Below are 16,153 nucleotides of genomic sequence, written 5' to 3' on the forward strand. Positions count from 1 at the left end.
CCACCGACACTTGACCGTCCGATCTGGGGCCGTGTGTGCCCCGGTAGGCTCGTGCGGGCGTGTCGGGCGGATCATCGTCCGCGCGCCGTCGGACAGCCACGCCGTGCACCCCGAGCACACCACCGAACGGAGCGCCCATGACCACCCCCCGTACCGTCCTCATCACCGGCGGCAACCGCGGCATCGGCCTCGCCCTCGCCGAGCGGTTCGTCGCTGCCGGACACCGCGTCGCAGTCACCTCCCGCAGCGGCCACGGCGGCCCCGAGGGCGCGCTGACCGTGCAGGCGGACATCACGGACACCGCCTCGGTCGACGCCGCCTTCACCGAGGTGGAGAACGCACTCGGCCCCGTCGAGGTGCTGGTCGCGAACGCCGGCATCACGAACGACGGCCTGCTGCTCCGGATGAGCGAGGAGGACTTCACGAGCGTCATCGACACCAACCTCACGGGCACGTTCCGCGTCGTGAAGCGGGCGACGAAGGGCATGATGCGCGCCAAGTACGGTCGCATCGTGCTGATGTCGAGCGTCGTCGGCGCCTACGGGCAGGTCGGTCAGGTCAACTACGCGTCCTCGAAGGCCGCGCTGGTCGGCATGGCCCGCTCGATCACGCGCGAGCTCGGTTCGCGCGGCATCACCGCCAACGTGGTCGCGCCCGGGTTCATCCAGACCGACATGACGGCCGCGCTGCCCGAGGAGCTGCAGGCCGAGTTCAAGAAGCAGATCCCGGCAGCGCGCTACGGCACGGTCGACGACGTCGCGGACGCCACGCTCTTCCTCGCCGGGGACGGCGCCGGCTACATCTCCGGCGCGGTCGTGCCGGTGGACGGCGGCCTCGGGATGGGCCACTAGCCAGACCGGGCGTCAGCCCCGCAAGCCCAACGCGGCCAGCACGGCGGACAGGTCGCGGTCCACGACGGCGAGGTCCGCGGACTCGCGCACCCGCGGCTTGGCGTCGAACGCGACGGACAGCGCCGCCACGCGCATCATCTCGACGTCGTTGGCACCGTCGCCGACCGCCACCGTCCGCGCGAGCGGCACCCCGTCGGCATCGGCCCACGCCAGGAGCGCGGCGGCCTTGGCGTGGGCGTCGACAACGTCGCCGAGCACCCGCCCGGTGAGCACGCCGTCGACCGCCTCGAGACGGTTGGCCTGGCAGTGGTCGAGACCCAGCTGCGCGGCGAACGGGTCGAGGACCTCGTGGAACCCCCCCGACACGACACCGACGGTGCCGCCGGCGGCGTGGACGCCCCGGACCAGGTCCTCGGCGCCACGCGTCACGCGGACCGCGTGCTGCGCCCGTGCGAAGACGTCGGTCTGGAGGCCCGCCAGGGTAGCGACCCGCTCCCGGAGGCTCTCCGCGAAGTCGATCTCGCCGCGCATCGCGCGCTCCGTGACCGCCTGGACCTGTGGTCGGGTCCCCGCGGACTCGGCGAGCAGCTCGATGACCTCGTCCTCGAGCAGGGTGGAGTCGGCATCGAGGACGACGAGGAAGCGCGGCACGCCACCACGGTAGCGGTGCCGCGCACCTCGTTACGCCTCGACGCGGACGCCCTTGCCGACCACGGTGATGCCGGACTCGGTCACGGTGAAGCCGCGGGCGACGTCGGCCTCGCGGTCGACCCCCACCCGGGCACCAGGAGCGAGCACGACGTCCTTGTCCAGGATCGCCCGGTTCACGACGGCTCCGGCGCCGATCGACGCCCGCTCGAACACGATCGAGTCGAGCACCTTCGCACCCGAGTCCACCGTGCACCAGGGGCCGATGACGCTGCGCTCGAGCTGGGCGCCGGACATCAGGCAGCCGAGCGACACGATCGAGTCGACCGTCGCGCCGGTGTTGCCGTTCGCGTCACGGACGAACTTCGCCGGCGGCAGGTTCGTCTGCTGGTTGAAGATCGGCCAGTCGGTGTTGTAGAGGTTGAAGACCGGCACCGGGGCGATCAGGTCCATGTGGGCGTCGTAGAACGAGTCGATCGTCCCCACGTCGCGCCAGTAGTACTTGTCGCGGTCGTTCGACCCCGGCACCTCGTTGCGCTGCAGGTCGTACACGCCCGCGTCGCCGCGGTTGACGAAGTCCGGGACGATGTCGCCGCCCATGTCGTGCGCCGAGGTCTCGACCTGCCCGTCGCGGAGCACGGCGTCGACCAGGGCATCCGCGTTGAACACGTAGTTGCCCATGGACGCCAGGATCTCGCCGGGGGAGTCCGCCAGACCGATGGCGTCCGTCGGCTTCTCGAGGAACGCGTCGATCTTGGTCGGGTCGTCCTGGTCGACCTGGATGACGCCGAACTGGTCGGCGAGGCCGATCGGCTGGCGGATCGCCGCGACCGTGGCACTGCGACCGGAGGCGATGTGCGCGTCGACCATCTGGGAGAAGTCCATGCGGTACACGTGGTCGGCGCCGACCACGACGACGATGTCCGGACGCTCGTCACGCAACAGGTTGAGCGACTGCAGGATCGCGTCGGCCGAACCGGCGAACCACCGCTTGCCCAGGCGCTGCTGCGCGGGCACCGACGCGACGTACGAGCCGAGCAGGCCCTCCATCCGCCAGGTCTCCGCGACGTGGCGGTCCAGGCTGTGCGACTTGTACTGCGTCAGGACGACGATCTTCTGCAACCCGGAGTTCACCAGGTTCGAGAGCGCGAAGTCGATGAGTCGGAAGTTCCCGCCGAACGGGACTGCGGGCTTCGCGCGGTCGGCAGTGAGCGGCATGAGCCGCTTGCCCTCGCCTCCCGCGAGGACGATGCCGAATACCTTCTTTGGTGCCATGGGGTTCACAGTAGGCGTCCGGAGTGGGAACCCGTTACGTTGAGTCCGTGCGAGTCGATCTACTGACCAGGGAGTATCCGCCGGAGGTCTACGGCGGAGCGGGTGTCCACGTGGCCGAACTGACCGCGGCGCTGCGGTCCGGGACGGACACCGAGGTGCGCGTCCGCGCCTTCGGGGCCTTCCGTGACGAACCGGACGTGTGGGCCTACCGCACGCCGGACGGCCTCGGCCAGGCGAACGGCGCGCTGCAGGCGCTCGGCACCGACGTGCAGATCGCCGCGGACGTCGAGGGCGCCGACGTGGTGCACTCGCACACCTGGTACGCCAACGCGGCCGGGCGCATCGCGCAGCTGACCCACGGCATCCCGCACGTCGTCACCGCCCACTCCCTCGAGCCCCTGCGCCCGTGGAAGGCCGAGCAGCTCGGTGGCGGCTACCGCCTGTCGAGCTGGATGGAGCGCGAGTCCTTCGTCGAGGCCGACGCCGTCATCGCCGTGTCGAAGGCCATGCGCGCCGACATCCTCCGGTCGTACCCGTCCATCGACCCCGCGAAGGTGCACGTCGTCTACAACGGCATCGACGTCGAGGAGTGGAAGCCCGAGGTCGACCACGACGCCGTCCGTGCCCTCGGCATCGACCCCGAGCGCCCGAGTGTCGTCTTCGTCGGGCGCATCACCCGGCAGAAGGGCCTGCCGTACCTGCTCCGCGCGGTCGCTGCCCTGCCGCCAGAGGTGCAGATCGTCCTGTGCGCCGGCGCCCCGGACACCCCCGAGATCCTCGCCGAGGTCACCGGTCTGGTCGAGGACCTCCGCCAGCAGCGCGACGGCGTCGTCTGGATCGACCGGATGCTCGCCCACCGCGAGATCGTCAACGTGCTGTCCTCGGGCACCGTCTTCGTGTGCCCCTCGATCTACGAGCCCCTCGGCATCGTCAACCTCGAGGCCATGGCCTGCGGCATCCCCGTCGTCGGCTCCGGCACCGGTGGCATCCCCGAGGTCGTCGCCGACGGACTGACGGGCCGCATCGTGCCGATCGACCAGGTCACCGACGGCACCGGCACGCCGACGAACCCGGACAAGTACGTCGCCGACCTCGCCGCCACGCTGAACGAGGTGCTGTCGGACATCGGGCTCGCCAAGCTCATGGGACGCGCCGGCCGGCTCCGCGTCGAGAGCGAGTTCACCTGGGGCGCCATCGCGACGCGGACCCGGGCGGTCTACGACCAGGTCCTGGCGGCTCGCTGAGGCGAGTCAGAGCAGCACCAGCCAGGAGGCCCGGGTGACGTCCGCGACGGACGTCACCCGGGCCTCCTGTCAGTCCGCCACCTGGCGCGACGCGCGCGCCCCGCGGACATCGGGTGACGGTCCGCTCGCGTAGGGTTGGGGCATGCCCTCGGTTGTGCGCTTGTCAGACGTGTCCGTGGTCCGGAACGGGGCCACCATCCTCGACGCGGTCTCGTGGGAGGTGCAGGACGACGAGCGGTGGGTCGTGCTCGGCGCGAACGGCGCCGGCAAGACCACGCTGCTGCAGGTCGCGGGCGCACAGAGCTTCCCGACCTCGGGTGAGGTCGAGGTCCTCGGGACCGAGCTGGGCGGAGCCGACCTGTTCGAACTCCGGCCCCGCATCGGCTTCGCGTCCACGGCCCTGGCCCGCCGCATCCCGGTGACCGAGAAGGTCATCGACGTGGTCCTCACCGCCGCGTACTCGGTCACGGGTCGCTGGAACGAGGAGTACGAGGAGCTCGACGTCCGTCGCGCCCAGCGTGTGCTCGACGAGTGGGGCCTCGGGTCCTTCACCGACCGGACCTTCGGCGAGCTCAGCGACGGCGAGCAGAAGCGCGTGCAGATCGCCCGGGCCGTCATGACCGACCCGGAGATCCTGTTCCTCGACGAGCCGGCCGCCTCGCTCGACCTCGGCGCCCGCGAGAGCCTGGTGCGCACCCTCGGCGGGTACGCGCAGAGCTCGGACTCGCCGGCGATCGTCATCGTGACCCACCACGTCGAGGAGATCCCCGCGGGCTTCACGCACGCGCTCATCCTGTCCTCCGGGCACATCCAGGCCGCCGGCCCGATCGACGACGTCCTGACCGACGCCACCCTGAGCGAGGCCTTCGGCATCGCGCTCACCGTCACGAAGGACGCCGGACGCTTCACGGCGCGCGCGTCCTGACCTGCTCCCGTTCGGGTCCGCTGTCTGGTATCGTGGACGGCTGGCGTGAGCCGCAGACTTCCGGGGCGACCGCCCCGCTCTCAACACCGCTATCCACCCAAGGAATCACCTCATGAAGACCGAGACCCACCCCGAGTACCGCGCCATCGTCTTCCGCGACCTGGCTTCCGGTGAGACGTTCCTGACGCGTTCGACCGCGAACAGCGACAAGACCATCGAGCTCGACGGTGCCACCTACCCGGTGATCGACGTCGAGATCTCGTCCGCTTCGCACCCGTTCTACACGGGCAAGCAGCGCATCCTCGACTCCGCCGGTCGCGTCGAGAAGTTCAACCAGCGCTTCAAGGGCTTCAGCAAGTAGGTCCTTCCCAGCGCTTGACGGGGCAGCTCCTCCAGGGCAAGTAAGTCCTTCTCCACACGGAACGGGCGGTCCTCCTCCAGGAGGGCCGCCCGTTCGCGCTGCTGGCGCCGATCGTCGTCGCACAACGAGAACCGGCTCGAACCACGGACTTCCGCGGTTCGAGCCGGTTTTGGTTGTGCGGCGTCGATGCGCCTGCGTCAGTCGGCGGTGCGGTGGGGCCAGCGGCCGTCGGCGACGAACGAGGGGTCGCGCTTCTTCCGCATGTAGTCCTGGAAGGAGACCGCCTGGTCGGCGCACCAGGCGACCTGCTTGCGGTGCAGTTCCTCGGCCGAGACGGTGAGGTCGTCGGGGTACTTCAGCGCGATGGCCTGCGCGACGCGTCCGGCAGCGATGGCGTCGGCGCCGGCGTCGTGGGCGTCGGAGAGGGTGACGCCGTACGTCGCAGCGGCGGCCTCGAGCGTGCGCTTGCCCTTGCGGTAGGTGTCGAGCGCCTTGTCCATCACGAGCGGGTCGACGACGTTGCCGATGACGGGGGAGGCGATGCCGTGCCGCTTGGCTTCTCGGTCGAGCAGCGTGAGGTCGTACGGCGCGTTGTAGATCACCAGGGGGATGCCCCGGGCGAAGACGGCCTCGATCGCGAGGACGATCTCCGCGACGACCTCTCCCGCGGGGCGCCCCTCGGCCTGGGCGCGCTCGGTGCTGATGCCGTGGACCGCCGAGGCCTGCTCGGGGATGGGCACGCCGGGGTCGGCGAGCCAGGCGCCCTCGACGATGCTGCGCCCGGTCATGTCGATCAGGCCCACGTGGGCGGTGACGATCCGGGCGGTCTCGACGTCGATGCCGGTGGTCTCGAGGTCGAAGACGCCGAGTGCGTGCCACCAGGGTCGAGCTGAGAGGTCCTGAGCGGTGGCCGGGGCGTCCAGCTCGGTTGCGGAGTACGTCACACCACGAGGCTAACCGGAGCGACCGACACGTCGACGCGACGCGCCCGCCGGGAGCGTGTGGGGCCTCCCGGCGGGCGTGTGGTGGTGACTACGCGGCGGGGGCCGCCGGCGCTGCCGGAGCGGCCGGGACCTGCTGCGTGGGTGCGGCACCGACGTGCAGCCAGTAGAACGACTGCGTGCCGAGGGTCAGCGTGACCTTGCCCTCGTGGTCGAACGACGGGAACGACGCGCCGCCGAACAGGTCGTACAGCGGGCGTCCGGCGTACTCGGGGGCCGAGATCGTGGCCGTCGTGGCGTTGACCGCGAACGAGAACACGCAGAGGACGTCCTCGGCGGACGGGCCGAACTGCGTGCCGGCGCCCTCCCACGAGCGGACGAACGCCAGGACGCTCTCGTTGTCGGTCTGCTGCACGGCCAGGGAGCCCATGCCGAAGACCGGGTGGGCCTTGCGCACGTGGATGACGTTGCGGACCCAGTGCAGCAGCGACCGGGACTGCGCGAGCTGGGCCTCGACGTTCACCTGCGCGTAGTTGTAGACCAGCGACTGGACGACGGGCAGGAAGAGCTTGCCCGGGTCGGCGCTGGAGAAGCCCGCGTTGCGGTCCGGCGTCCACTGCATCGGCGTGCGCGAGGCGTCGCGGTCCGGCAGCCAGATGTTGTCGCCCATCCCGATCTCGTCGCCGTAGTACAGGAACGGCGAGCCCGGCAGCGAGAACAGCAGCGCATGGATGAGCTCGAGCTCGGCGCGGGAGTTGTCGAGCAGGGGCGCGAGACGACGGCGGATGCCGATGTTCGAGCGCATCCGCGGGTCGTAGCCGTACCAGCCGTACATCGCCTGGCGGTACTCCTCGCTGACCATCTCGAGGGTGAGCTCGTCGTGGTTGCGGAGGAACACGCCCCACGCGGCGCTCTCCGGCACGTCGAGCGTCTCCGAGAGGATCGCGGAGAGCTCCTTGGCGTGCTGGGCGCGGAGCGAGTAGAAGATGCGGGGCATCACCGGGAAGTCGAACGCCATGTGGCACTCGGGCTCCTCGTCGGTGCCGAAGAACGCGGCGGTCTCGCGGGGCCACTGGTTCGCCTCGGCGATGAGCACGCGGCCGGGGTACTCCTCGTCGACCATCTTGCGCATCTTCTTGATGAACTCGTGGGTCTCCGGCTCGCCCTCGCCGTTGCCCTCCTCGGACTCGAAGAGGTACGGGATGGCGTCGAGGCGCAGGCCGTCGACACCGAGGTCGAGCCAGTGCCGGATGACGTCGTAGATGGCCTCGACCACGGCCGGGTTCTCGAAGTTCAAGTCGGGCTGGTGCGAGAAGAACCGGTGGAAGAAGAACTGGCGTCGGACCGGGTCGAACGTCCAGTTGGACTCCTCGGTGTCGACGAAGATCACGCGGATGTTCTCGTAGTGCTCGTCGGTGTCGCGCCAGACGTAGAAGTCGCCGTAGGGGCCGTCCGGGTCCTCGCGGGACTGCTGGAACCACTCGTGCTGGTCCGACGTGTGGTTGATCACCATGTCGATCACGATGCGCATGTTGCGCTCGTGCGACTTCGTGACGAGCTCGCGGAACTCCTCGAGCGTGCCGAACTCCGGCAGGATCGCCTTGTAGTCGGAGATGTCGTAACCGCCGTCGCGCAGGGGCGAGCGGAAGAACGGCGGGAGCCAGAGCGCGTCGACGCCGAGCCACTGCAGGTAGTCGAGGCGGCTGATCAGCCCCTGGAGGTCGCCCGTGCCGTCGCCGTTCGAGTCCACGAAGGACCGGATCATGCACTCGTAGAACACGGAGCGCTTGTACCAGAGCGGATCGAGCGTCAGTCCGGGCAGCTGGATCGGGGCTGTGAAGGTCACCGTGCTCCTCGTCGTCAGAGACGGACCGGTTGTCACCAGGCCCGCCCCGGACACGATAGGCGGGTCCGGCCGAACGTGTTCCAGGGTCGTGGGGAAGGGCAGTCCTAGACTGACGCGGATGCGATCGCCCGTCCTCTCCCCGTACCAGTCGCTGATGGCCTCGACCCCGGTCGTGCACCGCGCCGTCGAGGTCGACGGCCGCACCACGCACTACTGGGAGTACGGGCCGACGGACGCCACGCAGACCGTCCTGGCGGTGCACGGGTTCCGCGGTGACCACCACGGACTCGAGTCCCTCGCCGCGCACCTGGTGGACGTGCGCGTCATCGTGCCGGACCTGCCCGGCTTCGGCGTGTCGGACCCGCTGACCGTGTCCGACCTCGACTCCTACGTCGCGTGGCTCCGGGCGTTCCACGGTGCGCTCGGACTGGACCGGAGCGCCGTCGTGCTCGGGCACTCGTTCGGCTCGATCGTGGTGTCGGCCGCGGTGGCCGCCGGACTCGACACCCGGCTCCTGGTCCTGGTGAACCCGATCGCTGCCCCGGCACTGCAGGGCCCGCGTGCCGTGGGCACCGGCATCGCGATCGCGTACTACCGCGCCGGTGCCGCCCTGCCCCGGCCGCTCGGCCTCGGGATCCTGCGCAACCGGGCGATCGTCCGCGCGATGAGCGTCGCGATGCTGAAGTCGCACGACCCCGACCTGCGGCGGTGGGTGCACGACCAGCACGACCGCTACTTCTCCGCCTTCGCCGACCGGACCAGCGTGCTCGAGGCCTTCCGGACCTCCGTCACCCACGACGTGTCGGAGTACGCCGACCGGATCACCGTCCCGGTGCTGCTCATCGCCGCCGAGCGCGACGACATCACCGCCGTGCCGGAGCAGCGAGCCCTCGCCGAGCGGCTGCACGACGCCGAGCTGGTCGTCATCCCGCGGGTCGGGCACCTGGTGCACTACGAGACGCCGGCCGCCGCGGCCGAGGCGACGCTGCGCCGCATGGCCGACCCCGTGCGGAAGCCGGGCCGGGCTGCCAAGCCGGGTCGAGCCTCCAGGCCGGACCGTGGGAGCGCGTCGTGAGTCGCCTGCGGATCGGGATCGACTGCCGGTACGTCCGCATCGGGCGGCACGACGGCATCAGCCGGTTCACCGCCGGGATCGCCGCGCACCTGCCGGACCGTCACGACGCCGTGCTGCTCGTCAGCGACGAGCGGCAGCTCGCCTCGCTGCCCCAGGACCTGCCGTGGGAGCTCGTGCCGGCGCCGACCGAGCCGGGGGAGCCCCTGGTGGCACGGCGCGTCAACCGCCTCGGGCTGGACGCCGTGTTCTCGCCCATGCAGACGATGGGCTCGCGTGGACGGTCCTACGCCCTCGTGCTGACGCTCCACGACCTCATCTACTACCGGAACCGCACGCCCCCGCGCGAGTTCTCCTGGCCGCTGCGGCTGGGCTGGCGGGCCTTCCACCTGGCGTGGTGGCCGCAGCGGATGCTGCTGAACGGCGCCGACGGCGTCGTGACGGTCTCCGAGACGACGGCGGGGCTGATCGCGGACCACCACCTGACGAAGCGACCGGTCACGGTCGCGTACAACGCTGCCGACCCGGCGACCCCGAGGCCGGCGGGGGGACCGCGGACGAAGTCCCTCGTCTACATGGGCTCGTTCATGCCGTACAAGAACGTCGAGACGCTCGCCGCGGCGCTGCCGCTCCTGGGGTCCGACTGGACGCTGCACTGCATGTCACGCGTGTCGGACGCCGACCGGACGCGGCTCGAGGCCCTCGCGCCGGCCGGAGCGATCGTGTTCCACGACGGGGCGTCGGACGAGGAGTACCTCGACGCGCTGCGGTCCGCGACGGCACTCGTCACGGCGTCCCACGACGAGGGCTTCGGCATCCCGCTCGTCGAGGCCATGGGCGTCGGCACCCCGGTCGCGGTGAGCGACATCCCGATCTTCCGGGAGATCGGCGGCGACGTCGCCGAGTACTTCGACGCGGACTCGCCGTCCGCCGTGGCAGCTGCCGTCCGCCGGCTCGAAGGACGGTGGGACGAGGCCTCGGCCGCGTCGCTCGAGCGTGCCGCGCGGTTCCGCTGGGCGGACTCGGCCGAACAGGTCGTGCGGGCCGTCGAGCGTGCCGTGGCCGGCCGGCGGGGCTGAGCCGCGCGCGGCGGTTCGTCCGTTCGGCCAGCGGGGCTGAGCCGCGCGGCGGTTCGTCCGTTCGGCCGTTCGTCCGTCAGACGCTGCCCGGTACCGCTGTCTCGACGGTGGCGCCCGGGAACTCCTTCAGCACGATCTCCTTCGCCGCGTGGTCCACGGCGGCCAGGCCGACCCCGGTGCCGGCGGTCTCGACGATCACACGCTGTGCCGTCGCGTCGTCCGACCGGCCGCCGTCCTCGCCGTCGGTGTTCCAGACGGCGTGCACGCGCAGGACGCCGCCGATGGCCTTGACGTCCTCGGCGACGGCGAGGCGGCGCGCGCTCACCTCGGCCGAGCCGGAGACGCCGACCACGACGTCCCCGAAGTCGATGACGGCGTAGACGTGCACGCCGGTGCTGCCGGACGAGGCGGCGGCGGCGCTGACCTGTCGCACCAGTTCGGCGCGGCGGGCGTTCGACAGCTCACGGTCGGCCTGCACGGCGGTGACGACGTCGTAGCTGATGAGCGACGTCTTCGTCGGGTCAGCCGTCTTCGCGGACGCGATGCCGGAGACGTCGCGCACGGCGGTGGTGAACTGCGCGGCGCTCTGCTCCGGACGGGGCACGAAGCCGCCGACGCCGTTCTGCACGCTCGACAGGATCAGGCCGAGGACGACGACGATCACGCCAGCGGCGAGGACCACGCCGACGAGCAGCAGCCCCCAGGACCGGACGCGCTGCGGTCCGCTCCGCGTGGCGACCGCCCCGGTCTCCGTCCCGAAGGCGCGGTCGAGGTCGTCGTCCTCCTGCGCGGTGGGACCCGACGGCTGCTCACGCTGCCAGCCGGAGCCACCTGGACCCTCGATCGTCATGTCACCCCCGGTGTCGCACGCGCCACGGACGTCTCAGGTGTCGTGTCGTCGAGTGCTCTGGATGCTAGCCCGGCTGCGCGAGCAGACACGACTCGGGCGCACAACGATCCCGCAACGACGTCCCCGGGGCCGCTGTGCGCGAGACCTGACCGGGGCTAGCGTGACCGGCATGTGGATCGTGCTGCTGGCCGTGTTCGTGGCACTCGTCGCCGTCGTGGCGGTCGTCGGGGTGCTCGGGGTGCGGCGGGAACGCTCCCTCCGCGGTCTCGAGGACCCGCTGGCGCCGCGCACGCAGGACGACGGTGCCCACGGGGTGCAGACGGCGCAGGCGAAGGCCGCGCGGCCGGACAGCGGCGTCGGCGGGTTCACCAGCTTCTGAGGCGACGTGCCGTCCGCGCTGGCGTGCACCAGCGCGGCAGCGCTGCTCAGCGCTGATCAGCTCCGCTGCTCGAGCGGGTTCTGGTCGTCGAACGCCGCCGACTCCGGAGCCGCCGGCAGCTCTTCGACCGGGTCGTCGAAGCGGACCAGTTCCGCGTGGAAGCGCTCCGGGTCCCAGCGGAACGAGTGGATCGAGCCGTTCCGGATCGGTGTGTGCCGGCGGTCGGCGGTGCCGGGCGCCGCGGCGTTCACCACGCTGCGGATGACGGCACCGTGGGTTGCGACGACGATGACCCCGCCGTCGAACCGCACGGCGATCTCGCCGAGGGTCTCCGTGACGCGGGCGAGCAGCGCCGACTTCGACTCCCGCCCGGGGATGGCGTCGTGCGGGTACCGCGCCAGGACCTCGTCGTCCGTCAGGCCCTCGGCGTCGCCGTACGCCCGCTCGGCCAGCCCGGGGTAGGTCGTCGGGGCCGGGAGTCCGAGCCGCTCGGCGATGAGCGACCCGGTCTCGGCGGCCCGCGAGAGCGGTGAGGCGACGACCGCGTCGAACGAGCGCCGTGCCAGCAGGTCCGCGGCGGTGCGTGCCTGCTCGCGGCCGGTGTCGTTGAGCGGGATGTCCGTCGAGCCCTGGATGCGGCGTTCGGCGTTCCAGTCGGTCTCGCCGTGCCGGACGAGGTACAGGTGGGTCGTCACAGCACGATCATGACAGAGCAGCCCGGTGCGGCCGTCAGCGTGCCGAGCCGGGCAGGGCACGGTCCGCCCGTCAGCGTGCCAGCCGCTCCGCGAGGGCGAGGAGCGTCTCGGTGGTGCCGCCCTCGATCTTCACGGCAGCGCGGCGGTCACTGCGGGTCGCGCCGCGGTTCACGATCACCACGGGGTGCTTCCGCCGGGCCGCGTGGTCGACGAGCCGCACGCCGGAGTTCACCGTCAGTGAGGACCCGACGACGAGCAGCGCGTCCGCGTCGGCCACGATCGACACCGACTCGGTGAACTTCTCCGTGGGCACGAACTCCCCGAAGAACACGACGTCCGGCTTCAGCACGCCACCGCACACCGAGCAGCCGGGCACCACGAAGCGCTCGACGTCGGTGATCTCCACGTCGCCGTCCGGCTGGAGCTGCACGGACCCGGGTTCGTCGATCCACGGGTTCGCGCGGTCGATGGTCGCCGCGAGGTCGGCGCGGGCGAAGACCTGCCCGCACGTCAGGCAGAGGGCACGGTCCATCGACCCGTGGATCTCCACGACCCGGCGCGACCCGGCTCGCAGGTGCAGGCCGTCCACGTTCTGCGTGATGACCCCGGTCACGACGCCGCGGTCCTCGAGCGCGGCGAGGGCACGGTGGCCGTCGTTCGGCCTGGCAGCGGCGAACGTGCGCCACCCGAGGTGCGACCCGGCCCAGTAGCGCTGGCGCTTGCCCGGGTCGGCCAGGAACTCCTGGAACGTCATCGGCTTGCGCACCACGCGGCCGGCGCCGCGGTAGTCAGGGATGCCGGAGTCGGTGCTGAGCCCGGCGCCGGACAGCACGGCGATCCGCTTGCCCGCCAGCAGCGCAGCGGCCTGGTCGAGGTCGGTGCTCGTCGCGTCGCTCGTCGCCATCAGGTTCACGGTACCCTCAACAGCCGACCGGCCCCGCCACTTCCCGTCCGCGACGGGACGGTCGCCGGCCACCGCAGCCTGACAACCGCCCGACGGCCGCCCGACCGCAGCCAGGCCGTCGCCCGACCGGAACGAGACCCGTGCACCCCGTCCGCATCGACACCCTCGACGACGCCCGCCTCGACGACTTCGCCCGGCTGACGGACGTCGCGCTCCGCCGGGTCAGCGAACCCGAGGGCGGCCTGTACATCGCCGAGTCGAGCACGGTCATCGAGCGGGCGATCCGCGCGGGACACGTCCCGCGGAGCGTCCTGGTGCAGGAGAAGTGGCTCGACGACGTGCTGCCCCTGGTCGCCGAGCACGACGGGCCCGTGTTCGTCGGGCCGGACGCGCTGCTCGAGGAGCTCACCGGCTTCCGGATGCACCGCGGCGCGATCGCGTCGATGCAGCGTCCCGAGCTGCCGACCGTGGCCGACGTCGTCCGGGACGCCCGCCTGGTCGTCGTGCTCGAGGACATCGTCGACCACACCAACGTCGGCGCGGTCTTCCGCAGCGTCGCCGGCCTCGGCGCGGACGCCGTGCTCGTCAGCCCGCGGTGCGCCGACCCGCTGTACCGACGGAGCGTCCGGGTCAGCATGGGCACCGTCCTGCAGGTGCCGTGGACCCGGATCGGCGACTGGCCGGACGCGGGCGAGGAACTGCGGGACCAGGGCTTCCACCTCGCTGCGATGGCGCTGACGGACCGCTCCGTCGACCTGGACGTCTTCGCCGCGGACGTGCCTGAGCGCGTCGCGCTCGTGATGGGTACCGAGGGACAGGGCCTGACACCGGCCGCCATCGCGGCCGCCGACACGACCGTGCGCATCCCGATGCACCACGGCGTGGACTCGCTGAACGTCGCCGCGGCGAGCGCCGTCGGGCTGTGGGCGGTCGCCGCCGCCCAGCGCGCTCGGCACTGACAGACCCGGCCTGGAGGCCCGTCCCGCGTTCTCCACGCCCGCGGCGGTTCCCCAGATGGCCGGCCGGCGCCGCCGGTACGCTCGGCTGTCGTGTCCCGTGTCGTCCGCCGCCCCCGCTCCGCCGTCCGTCGGCCGGTGACGATCGCCGTCGTCGCCGTGCTGCTCCTGGCAGTCGCGTACCTCGTGGCAGCCGCGCTGGTGCCGTTCTCCCCGGCGAGCGCGACGACCACGCGCTACGCCGCGCCGACCTCGACGGTGCCGGCGCTGGACTTCCCGGGGTACGGCGCCACGGCGGTCGAGGCCACCGACTTCCCCGAGAGCCTGCGGACGAGCGGGGACGCGCAGCGGCGGTCGATCGCGAGCATCTCGAAGGTCGTGACCGCGCTCGTGGTCCTCGACGCCAAGCCGCTGCGTCCGGGGGACGACGGCCCGACCATCGCCTTCACGCCGGAGATGCAGGGCCTGTACGCCAAGTACCTGGCGGTCAACGGCGAGGTCGCGCCGATGCCGGCCGGACTGCGGCTGTCGGAGCACCAGACGCTGCAGGTCATGCTGATGAAGTCGGCGAACAACTACGCCGGTGCGCTGGCGATCTGGGCGTTCGGCTCCCTGAACGCCTACGAGGAGGCGGCCACGACGTGGCTGCAGGCCCACCACCTCGACGACACCACGATCGAGGAACCGACGGGCCTCGATGCGGACAACAAATCCACGGCCACCGACCTGGTGGACCTCGGGCAGCTCGCGCTCGCGAACCCCGTGGTGAAGCAGGTCGTCGGCACGAAGACGGTGTCGATCCCGGACGTCGGCGACATCGAGAACTCGAACAAGCTCCTCGGCATCGACGGTGTGGAGGGCATCAAGACCGGCACGCTCGACGAGGCCGGTGCGTGCCTGCTGTTCGCGGCGCAGTACGAGCGGGGCGGCCGCACGGTGACGGTCGTCGGGGCGATGCTCGGCGGGGTCGACCACGACACGCTCGACGGGGACGTGCAACGGCTGCTGCACTCGGTCGCGGACGGCTTCCACGTCGTGACGCTGACGCACGGCGGGCAGTCCTTCGGGACCTTCTCGACCCCGTGGAAGGACGAGACCGACGCCGTCACCAGATCGGCTGCCCAGGTGCTGGTGTGGGGCAAGGCCACCGTGCGGGCGACGACGAAGCTCGACGCCGTGACCCTCGGCACGAAGGGGGAGCGCGTCGGTCGGGTCCGCTTCGACGTCTCGGACCACGAGCCGGTGACGGTGCCGCTCGTCCTCGAGCAGGACATCCCGGACCCCGGCGTGTGGTGGCGGTGGACGAACCCGTTCCAGGGCACGTCCACCGACGGCATCTAGCCCCGGTCGCGACCGCCGAACGGCTGGAGCTCCGGACGCTTCGGGGTGATGCCGTCGCCGGAGGACGTGTGTCGGATGCGCCGGACGACCCACGGCACCAGGTACTCGCGCGCCCAGCCGAGGTCCTCCGCGCGGGCCTCGCGCCAGGGCCGGGCAGCGAGGGGTTCGGGCACGAAGGGCTCGAGCTCGTGGTCGACGCCGAGCGTGTCGAGCACCGCGGCCGCGATCGTGGCGTGGCCGACGGGGGAGTGGTGCAGACGGTCCGGAGCCCACATGCGCGGGTCGCGGAGCACGCGGAGCGCCCACATGTCCGCCACGAGCGCCCCGTGCTTCAGCGCGATGGCGTGGATGTGCTCGTTGTAGACGGCCGCGTTGCCGCGGACCAGCCCGAGCACCGGGGTCATGCCGACGTCCGGCCCGGTGAACACCACGACCGTCGCACCGTCGCGGCGGAGGTCGGCGACGAGCCGGTCGAAGCGCGCGGCGACCTCGTCCGGGTCGGAGCCCGGTCGGATGATGTCGTTCCCGCCGGCGGACACGGTGACCAGGTCCGGGCCGAGGGCGAGGGCGGACTCGACCTGTTCGTCGATGACCTGCTGGAGCAGGCGCCCGCGCACCGCGAGGTTGGCATAGGCGAAGCCGGCGGTCCGGCTCGCCAGGACCTCGGCGACGCGGTCGGCCCATCCGCGGTTCCCACCCGGTGCCCCGGGATCGGGGTCACCGAGTCCCTCGGTGAACGAGTCACCGATCGCGACGTACCTGGACCAGGGATGACGATCTGACACG

At 71.5% G+C, this 16,153-nt stretch carries 17 protein-coding genes; 9 read left to right on the top strand and 8 right to left on the bottom strand.

Translation table 11 applies throughout. The features are described 5' to 3' along the window. Positions 1–137: 137 nt before the first annotated feature. On the top strand, positions 138–851 hold the full coding sequence (fabG, locus tag ITJ54_RS01585; RefSeq protein ID WP_194625589.1) for a 3-oxoacyl-ACP reductase FabG: 714 nt from the start codon (positions 138–140) through the stop codon (positions 849–851). 12 nt (positions 852–863) lie between these two features. Here the strand turns inward: fabG and serB are convergent, their stop codons facing one another. Both serB and ITJ54_RS01595 read right to left on the bottom strand, forming a co-directional pair. Continuing rightward, complete coding sequence (gene serB, locus ITJ54_RS01590) at positions 864–1,502, bottom strand: phosphoserine phosphatase SerB (RefSeq protein ID WP_194625590.1); 639 nt, start codon at positions 1,500–1,502, stop codon at positions 864–866. 30 nt (positions 1,503–1,532) lie between these two features. Next, on the bottom strand, positions 1,533–2,774 hold the full coding sequence (locus tag ITJ54_RS01595; RefSeq protein ID WP_194625591.1) for a glucose-1-phosphate adenylyltransferase: 1,242 nt from the start codon (positions 2,772–2,774) through the stop codon (positions 1,533–1,535). Positions 2,775–2,821: 47 nt separating this feature from the next. Here ITJ54_RS01595 and glgA point away from each other — a divergent pair, with 47 nt between their 5' ends. The 3 genes from glgA (at position 2,822) to ITJ54_RS01610 (ending at position 5,304) form a co-directional block, all read left to right on the top strand. Further along, positions 2,822–4,018: a glycogen synthase gene (glgA, locus tag ITJ54_RS01600; protein WP_194625592.1), complete on the top strand. Its 1,197-nt coding sequence runs from the start codon at positions 2,822–2,824 to the stop codon at positions 4,016–4,018. A gap of 142 nt (positions 4,019–4,160) precedes the next feature. Beyond that, positions 4,161–4,943 carry an ABC transporter ATP-binding protein gene (locus ITJ54_RS01605; RefSeq protein WP_194625593.1) on the top strand — a complete coding sequence of 261 codons (783 nt, stop codon included), beginning with the start codon at positions 4,161–4,163 and terminating at the stop codon, positions 4,941–4,943. Positions 4,944–5,055: 112 nt separating this feature from the next. After that, positions 5,056–5,304, top strand: coding sequence for a type B 50S ribosomal protein L31 (locus tag ITJ54_RS01610; protein WP_071275272.1), 249 nt, complete (start codon positions 5,056–5,058; stop codon positions 5,302–5,304). A gap of 197 nt (positions 5,305–5,501) precedes the next feature. Here ITJ54_RS01610 and ITJ54_RS01615 read toward each other — a convergent pair whose 3' ends face one another. Further along, positions 5,502–6,248 carry an exonuclease domain-containing protein gene (locus tag ITJ54_RS01615; protein ID WP_194625594.1) on the bottom strand — a complete coding sequence of 249 codons (747 nt, stop codon included), beginning with the start codon at positions 6,246–6,248 and terminating at the stop codon, positions 5,502–5,504. A gap of 88 nt (positions 6,249–6,336) precedes the next feature. Beyond that, positions 6,337–8,091 (bottom strand): maltose alpha-D-glucosyltransferase, encoded by a 1,755-nt coding sequence (treS, locus tag ITJ54_RS01620; protein ID WP_194625595.1) that lies wholly within the window; start codon positions 8,089–8,091, stop codon positions 6,337–6,339. Between the two features lie 118 nt (positions 8,092–8,209). On the opposite strand from treS, the gene ITJ54_RS01625 reads away from it, so the two are divergent. Continuing rightward, a complete protein-coding gene (locus ITJ54_RS01625) occupies positions 8,210–9,166 on the top strand; it encodes an alpha/beta fold hydrolase (RefSeq protein WP_194625596.1) in 957 nt (318 codons plus the stop codon). 5 nt (positions 9,167–9,171) lie between these two features. Continuing rightward, on the top strand, positions 9,172–10,242 hold the full coding sequence (locus ITJ54_RS01630; RefSeq protein ID WP_194626186.1) for a glycosyltransferase family 4 protein: 1,071 nt from the start codon (positions 9,172–9,174) through the stop codon (positions 10,240–10,242). 76 nt (positions 10,243–10,318) lie between these two features. Here the strand turns inward: ITJ54_RS01630 and ITJ54_RS01635 are convergent, their stop codons facing one another. Next, complete coding sequence (locus ITJ54_RS01635) at positions 10,319–11,092, bottom strand: hypothetical protein (RefSeq protein ID WP_194625597.1); 774 nt, start codon at positions 11,090–11,092, stop codon at positions 10,319–10,321. A gap of 169 nt (positions 11,093–11,261) precedes the next feature. Here ITJ54_RS01635 and ITJ54_RS01640 point away from each other — a divergent pair, with 169 nt between their 5' ends. After that, complete coding sequence (locus tag ITJ54_RS01640; RefSeq protein ID WP_194625598.1) at positions 11,262–11,471, top strand: hypothetical protein; 210 nt, start codon at positions 11,262–11,264, stop codon at positions 11,469–11,471. 56 nt (positions 11,472–11,527) lie between these two features. Here ITJ54_RS01640 and ITJ54_RS01645 read toward each other — a convergent pair whose 3' ends face one another. Together ITJ54_RS01645 and ITJ54_RS01650 are read right to left on the bottom strand one after the other, a co-directional pair. After that, positions 11,528–12,166 (bottom strand): histidine phosphatase family protein, encoded by a 639-nt coding sequence (locus ITJ54_RS01645; protein ID WP_194625599.1) that lies wholly within the window; start codon positions 12,164–12,166, stop codon positions 11,528–11,530. Positions 12,167–12,236: 70 nt separating this feature from the next. Then, the gene (locus tag ITJ54_RS01650; protein ID WP_194625600.1) at positions 12,237–13,070 is read right to left on the bottom strand and encodes a Sir2 family NAD-dependent protein deacetylase; all 834 of its coding nucleotides are present in this window, start codon (positions 13,068–13,070) and stop codon (positions 12,237–12,239) included. Between the two features lie 140 nt (positions 13,071–13,210). On the opposite strand from ITJ54_RS01650, the gene ITJ54_RS01655 reads away from it, so the two are divergent. Further along, positions 13,211–14,029, top strand: coding sequence for a TrmH family RNA methyltransferase (locus tag ITJ54_RS01655; protein ID WP_194625601.1), 819 nt, complete (start codon positions 13,211–13,213; stop codon positions 14,027–14,029). A gap of 90 nt (positions 14,030–14,119) precedes the next feature. Beyond that, entirely contained in the window at positions 14,120–15,367 is a 1,248-nt protein-coding gene (locus ITJ54_RS01660; protein WP_194625602.1) for a D-alanyl-D-alanine carboxypeptidase family protein, read from the top strand. Here the strand turns inward: ITJ54_RS01660 and ITJ54_RS01665 are convergent. Continuing rightward, positions 15,364–16,152, bottom strand: coding sequence for an SGNH/GDSL hydrolase family protein (locus ITJ54_RS01665; protein WP_194625603.1), 789 nt, complete (start codon positions 16,150–16,152; stop codon positions 15,364–15,366). The two genes, ITJ54_RS01660 and ITJ54_RS01665, sit on opposite strands and share 4 nt — an antisense overlap. Position 16,153 lies beyond the last annotated feature (1 nt).

It is taken from the genome of Curtobacterium sp. VKM Ac-2865, from assembly GCF_015350905.1.
Taxonomy (GTDB): Bacteria; Actinomycetota; Actinomycetes; order Actinomycetales; family Microbacteriaceae; genus Curtobacterium.

Excerpts from the sequence above, each read along its gene's own strand:
- ITJ54_RS01635 (WP_194625597.1), bottom strand. The coding sequence starts at position 11,092 with ATGACGATCGAGGGTCCAGGTGGCTCCGGCTGGCAGCGTGAGCAGCCG.
- fabG (WP_194625589.1), top strand. The coding sequence starts at position 138 with ATGACCACCCCCCGTACCGTCCTCATCACCGGCGGCAACCGCGGCATC.
- ITJ54_RS01640 (WP_194625598.1), top strand. The coding sequence starts at position 11,262 with ATGTGGATCGTGCTGCTGGCCGTGTTCGTGGCACTCGTCGCCGTCGTG.
- ITJ54_RS01650 (WP_194625600.1), bottom strand. The coding sequence starts at position 13,070 with ATGGCGACGAGCGACGCGACGAGCACCGACCTCGACCAGGCCGCTGCG.
- ITJ54_RS01595 (WP_194625591.1), bottom strand. The coding sequence starts at position 2,774 with ATGGCACCAAAGAAGGTATTCGGCATCGTCCTCGCGGGAGGCGAGGGC.
- ITJ54_RS01625 (WP_194625596.1), top strand. The coding sequence starts at position 8,210 with ATGCGATCGCCCGTCCTCTCCCCGTACCAGTCGCTGATGGCCTCGACC.
- ITJ54_RS01610 (WP_071275272.1), top strand. The coding sequence starts at position 5,056 with ATGAAGACCGAGACCCACCCCGAGTACCGCGCCATCGTCTTCCGCGAC.
- ITJ54_RS01605 (WP_194625593.1), top strand. The coding sequence starts at position 4,161 with ATGCCCTCGGTTGTGCGCTTGTCAGACGTGTCCGTGGTCCGGAACGGG.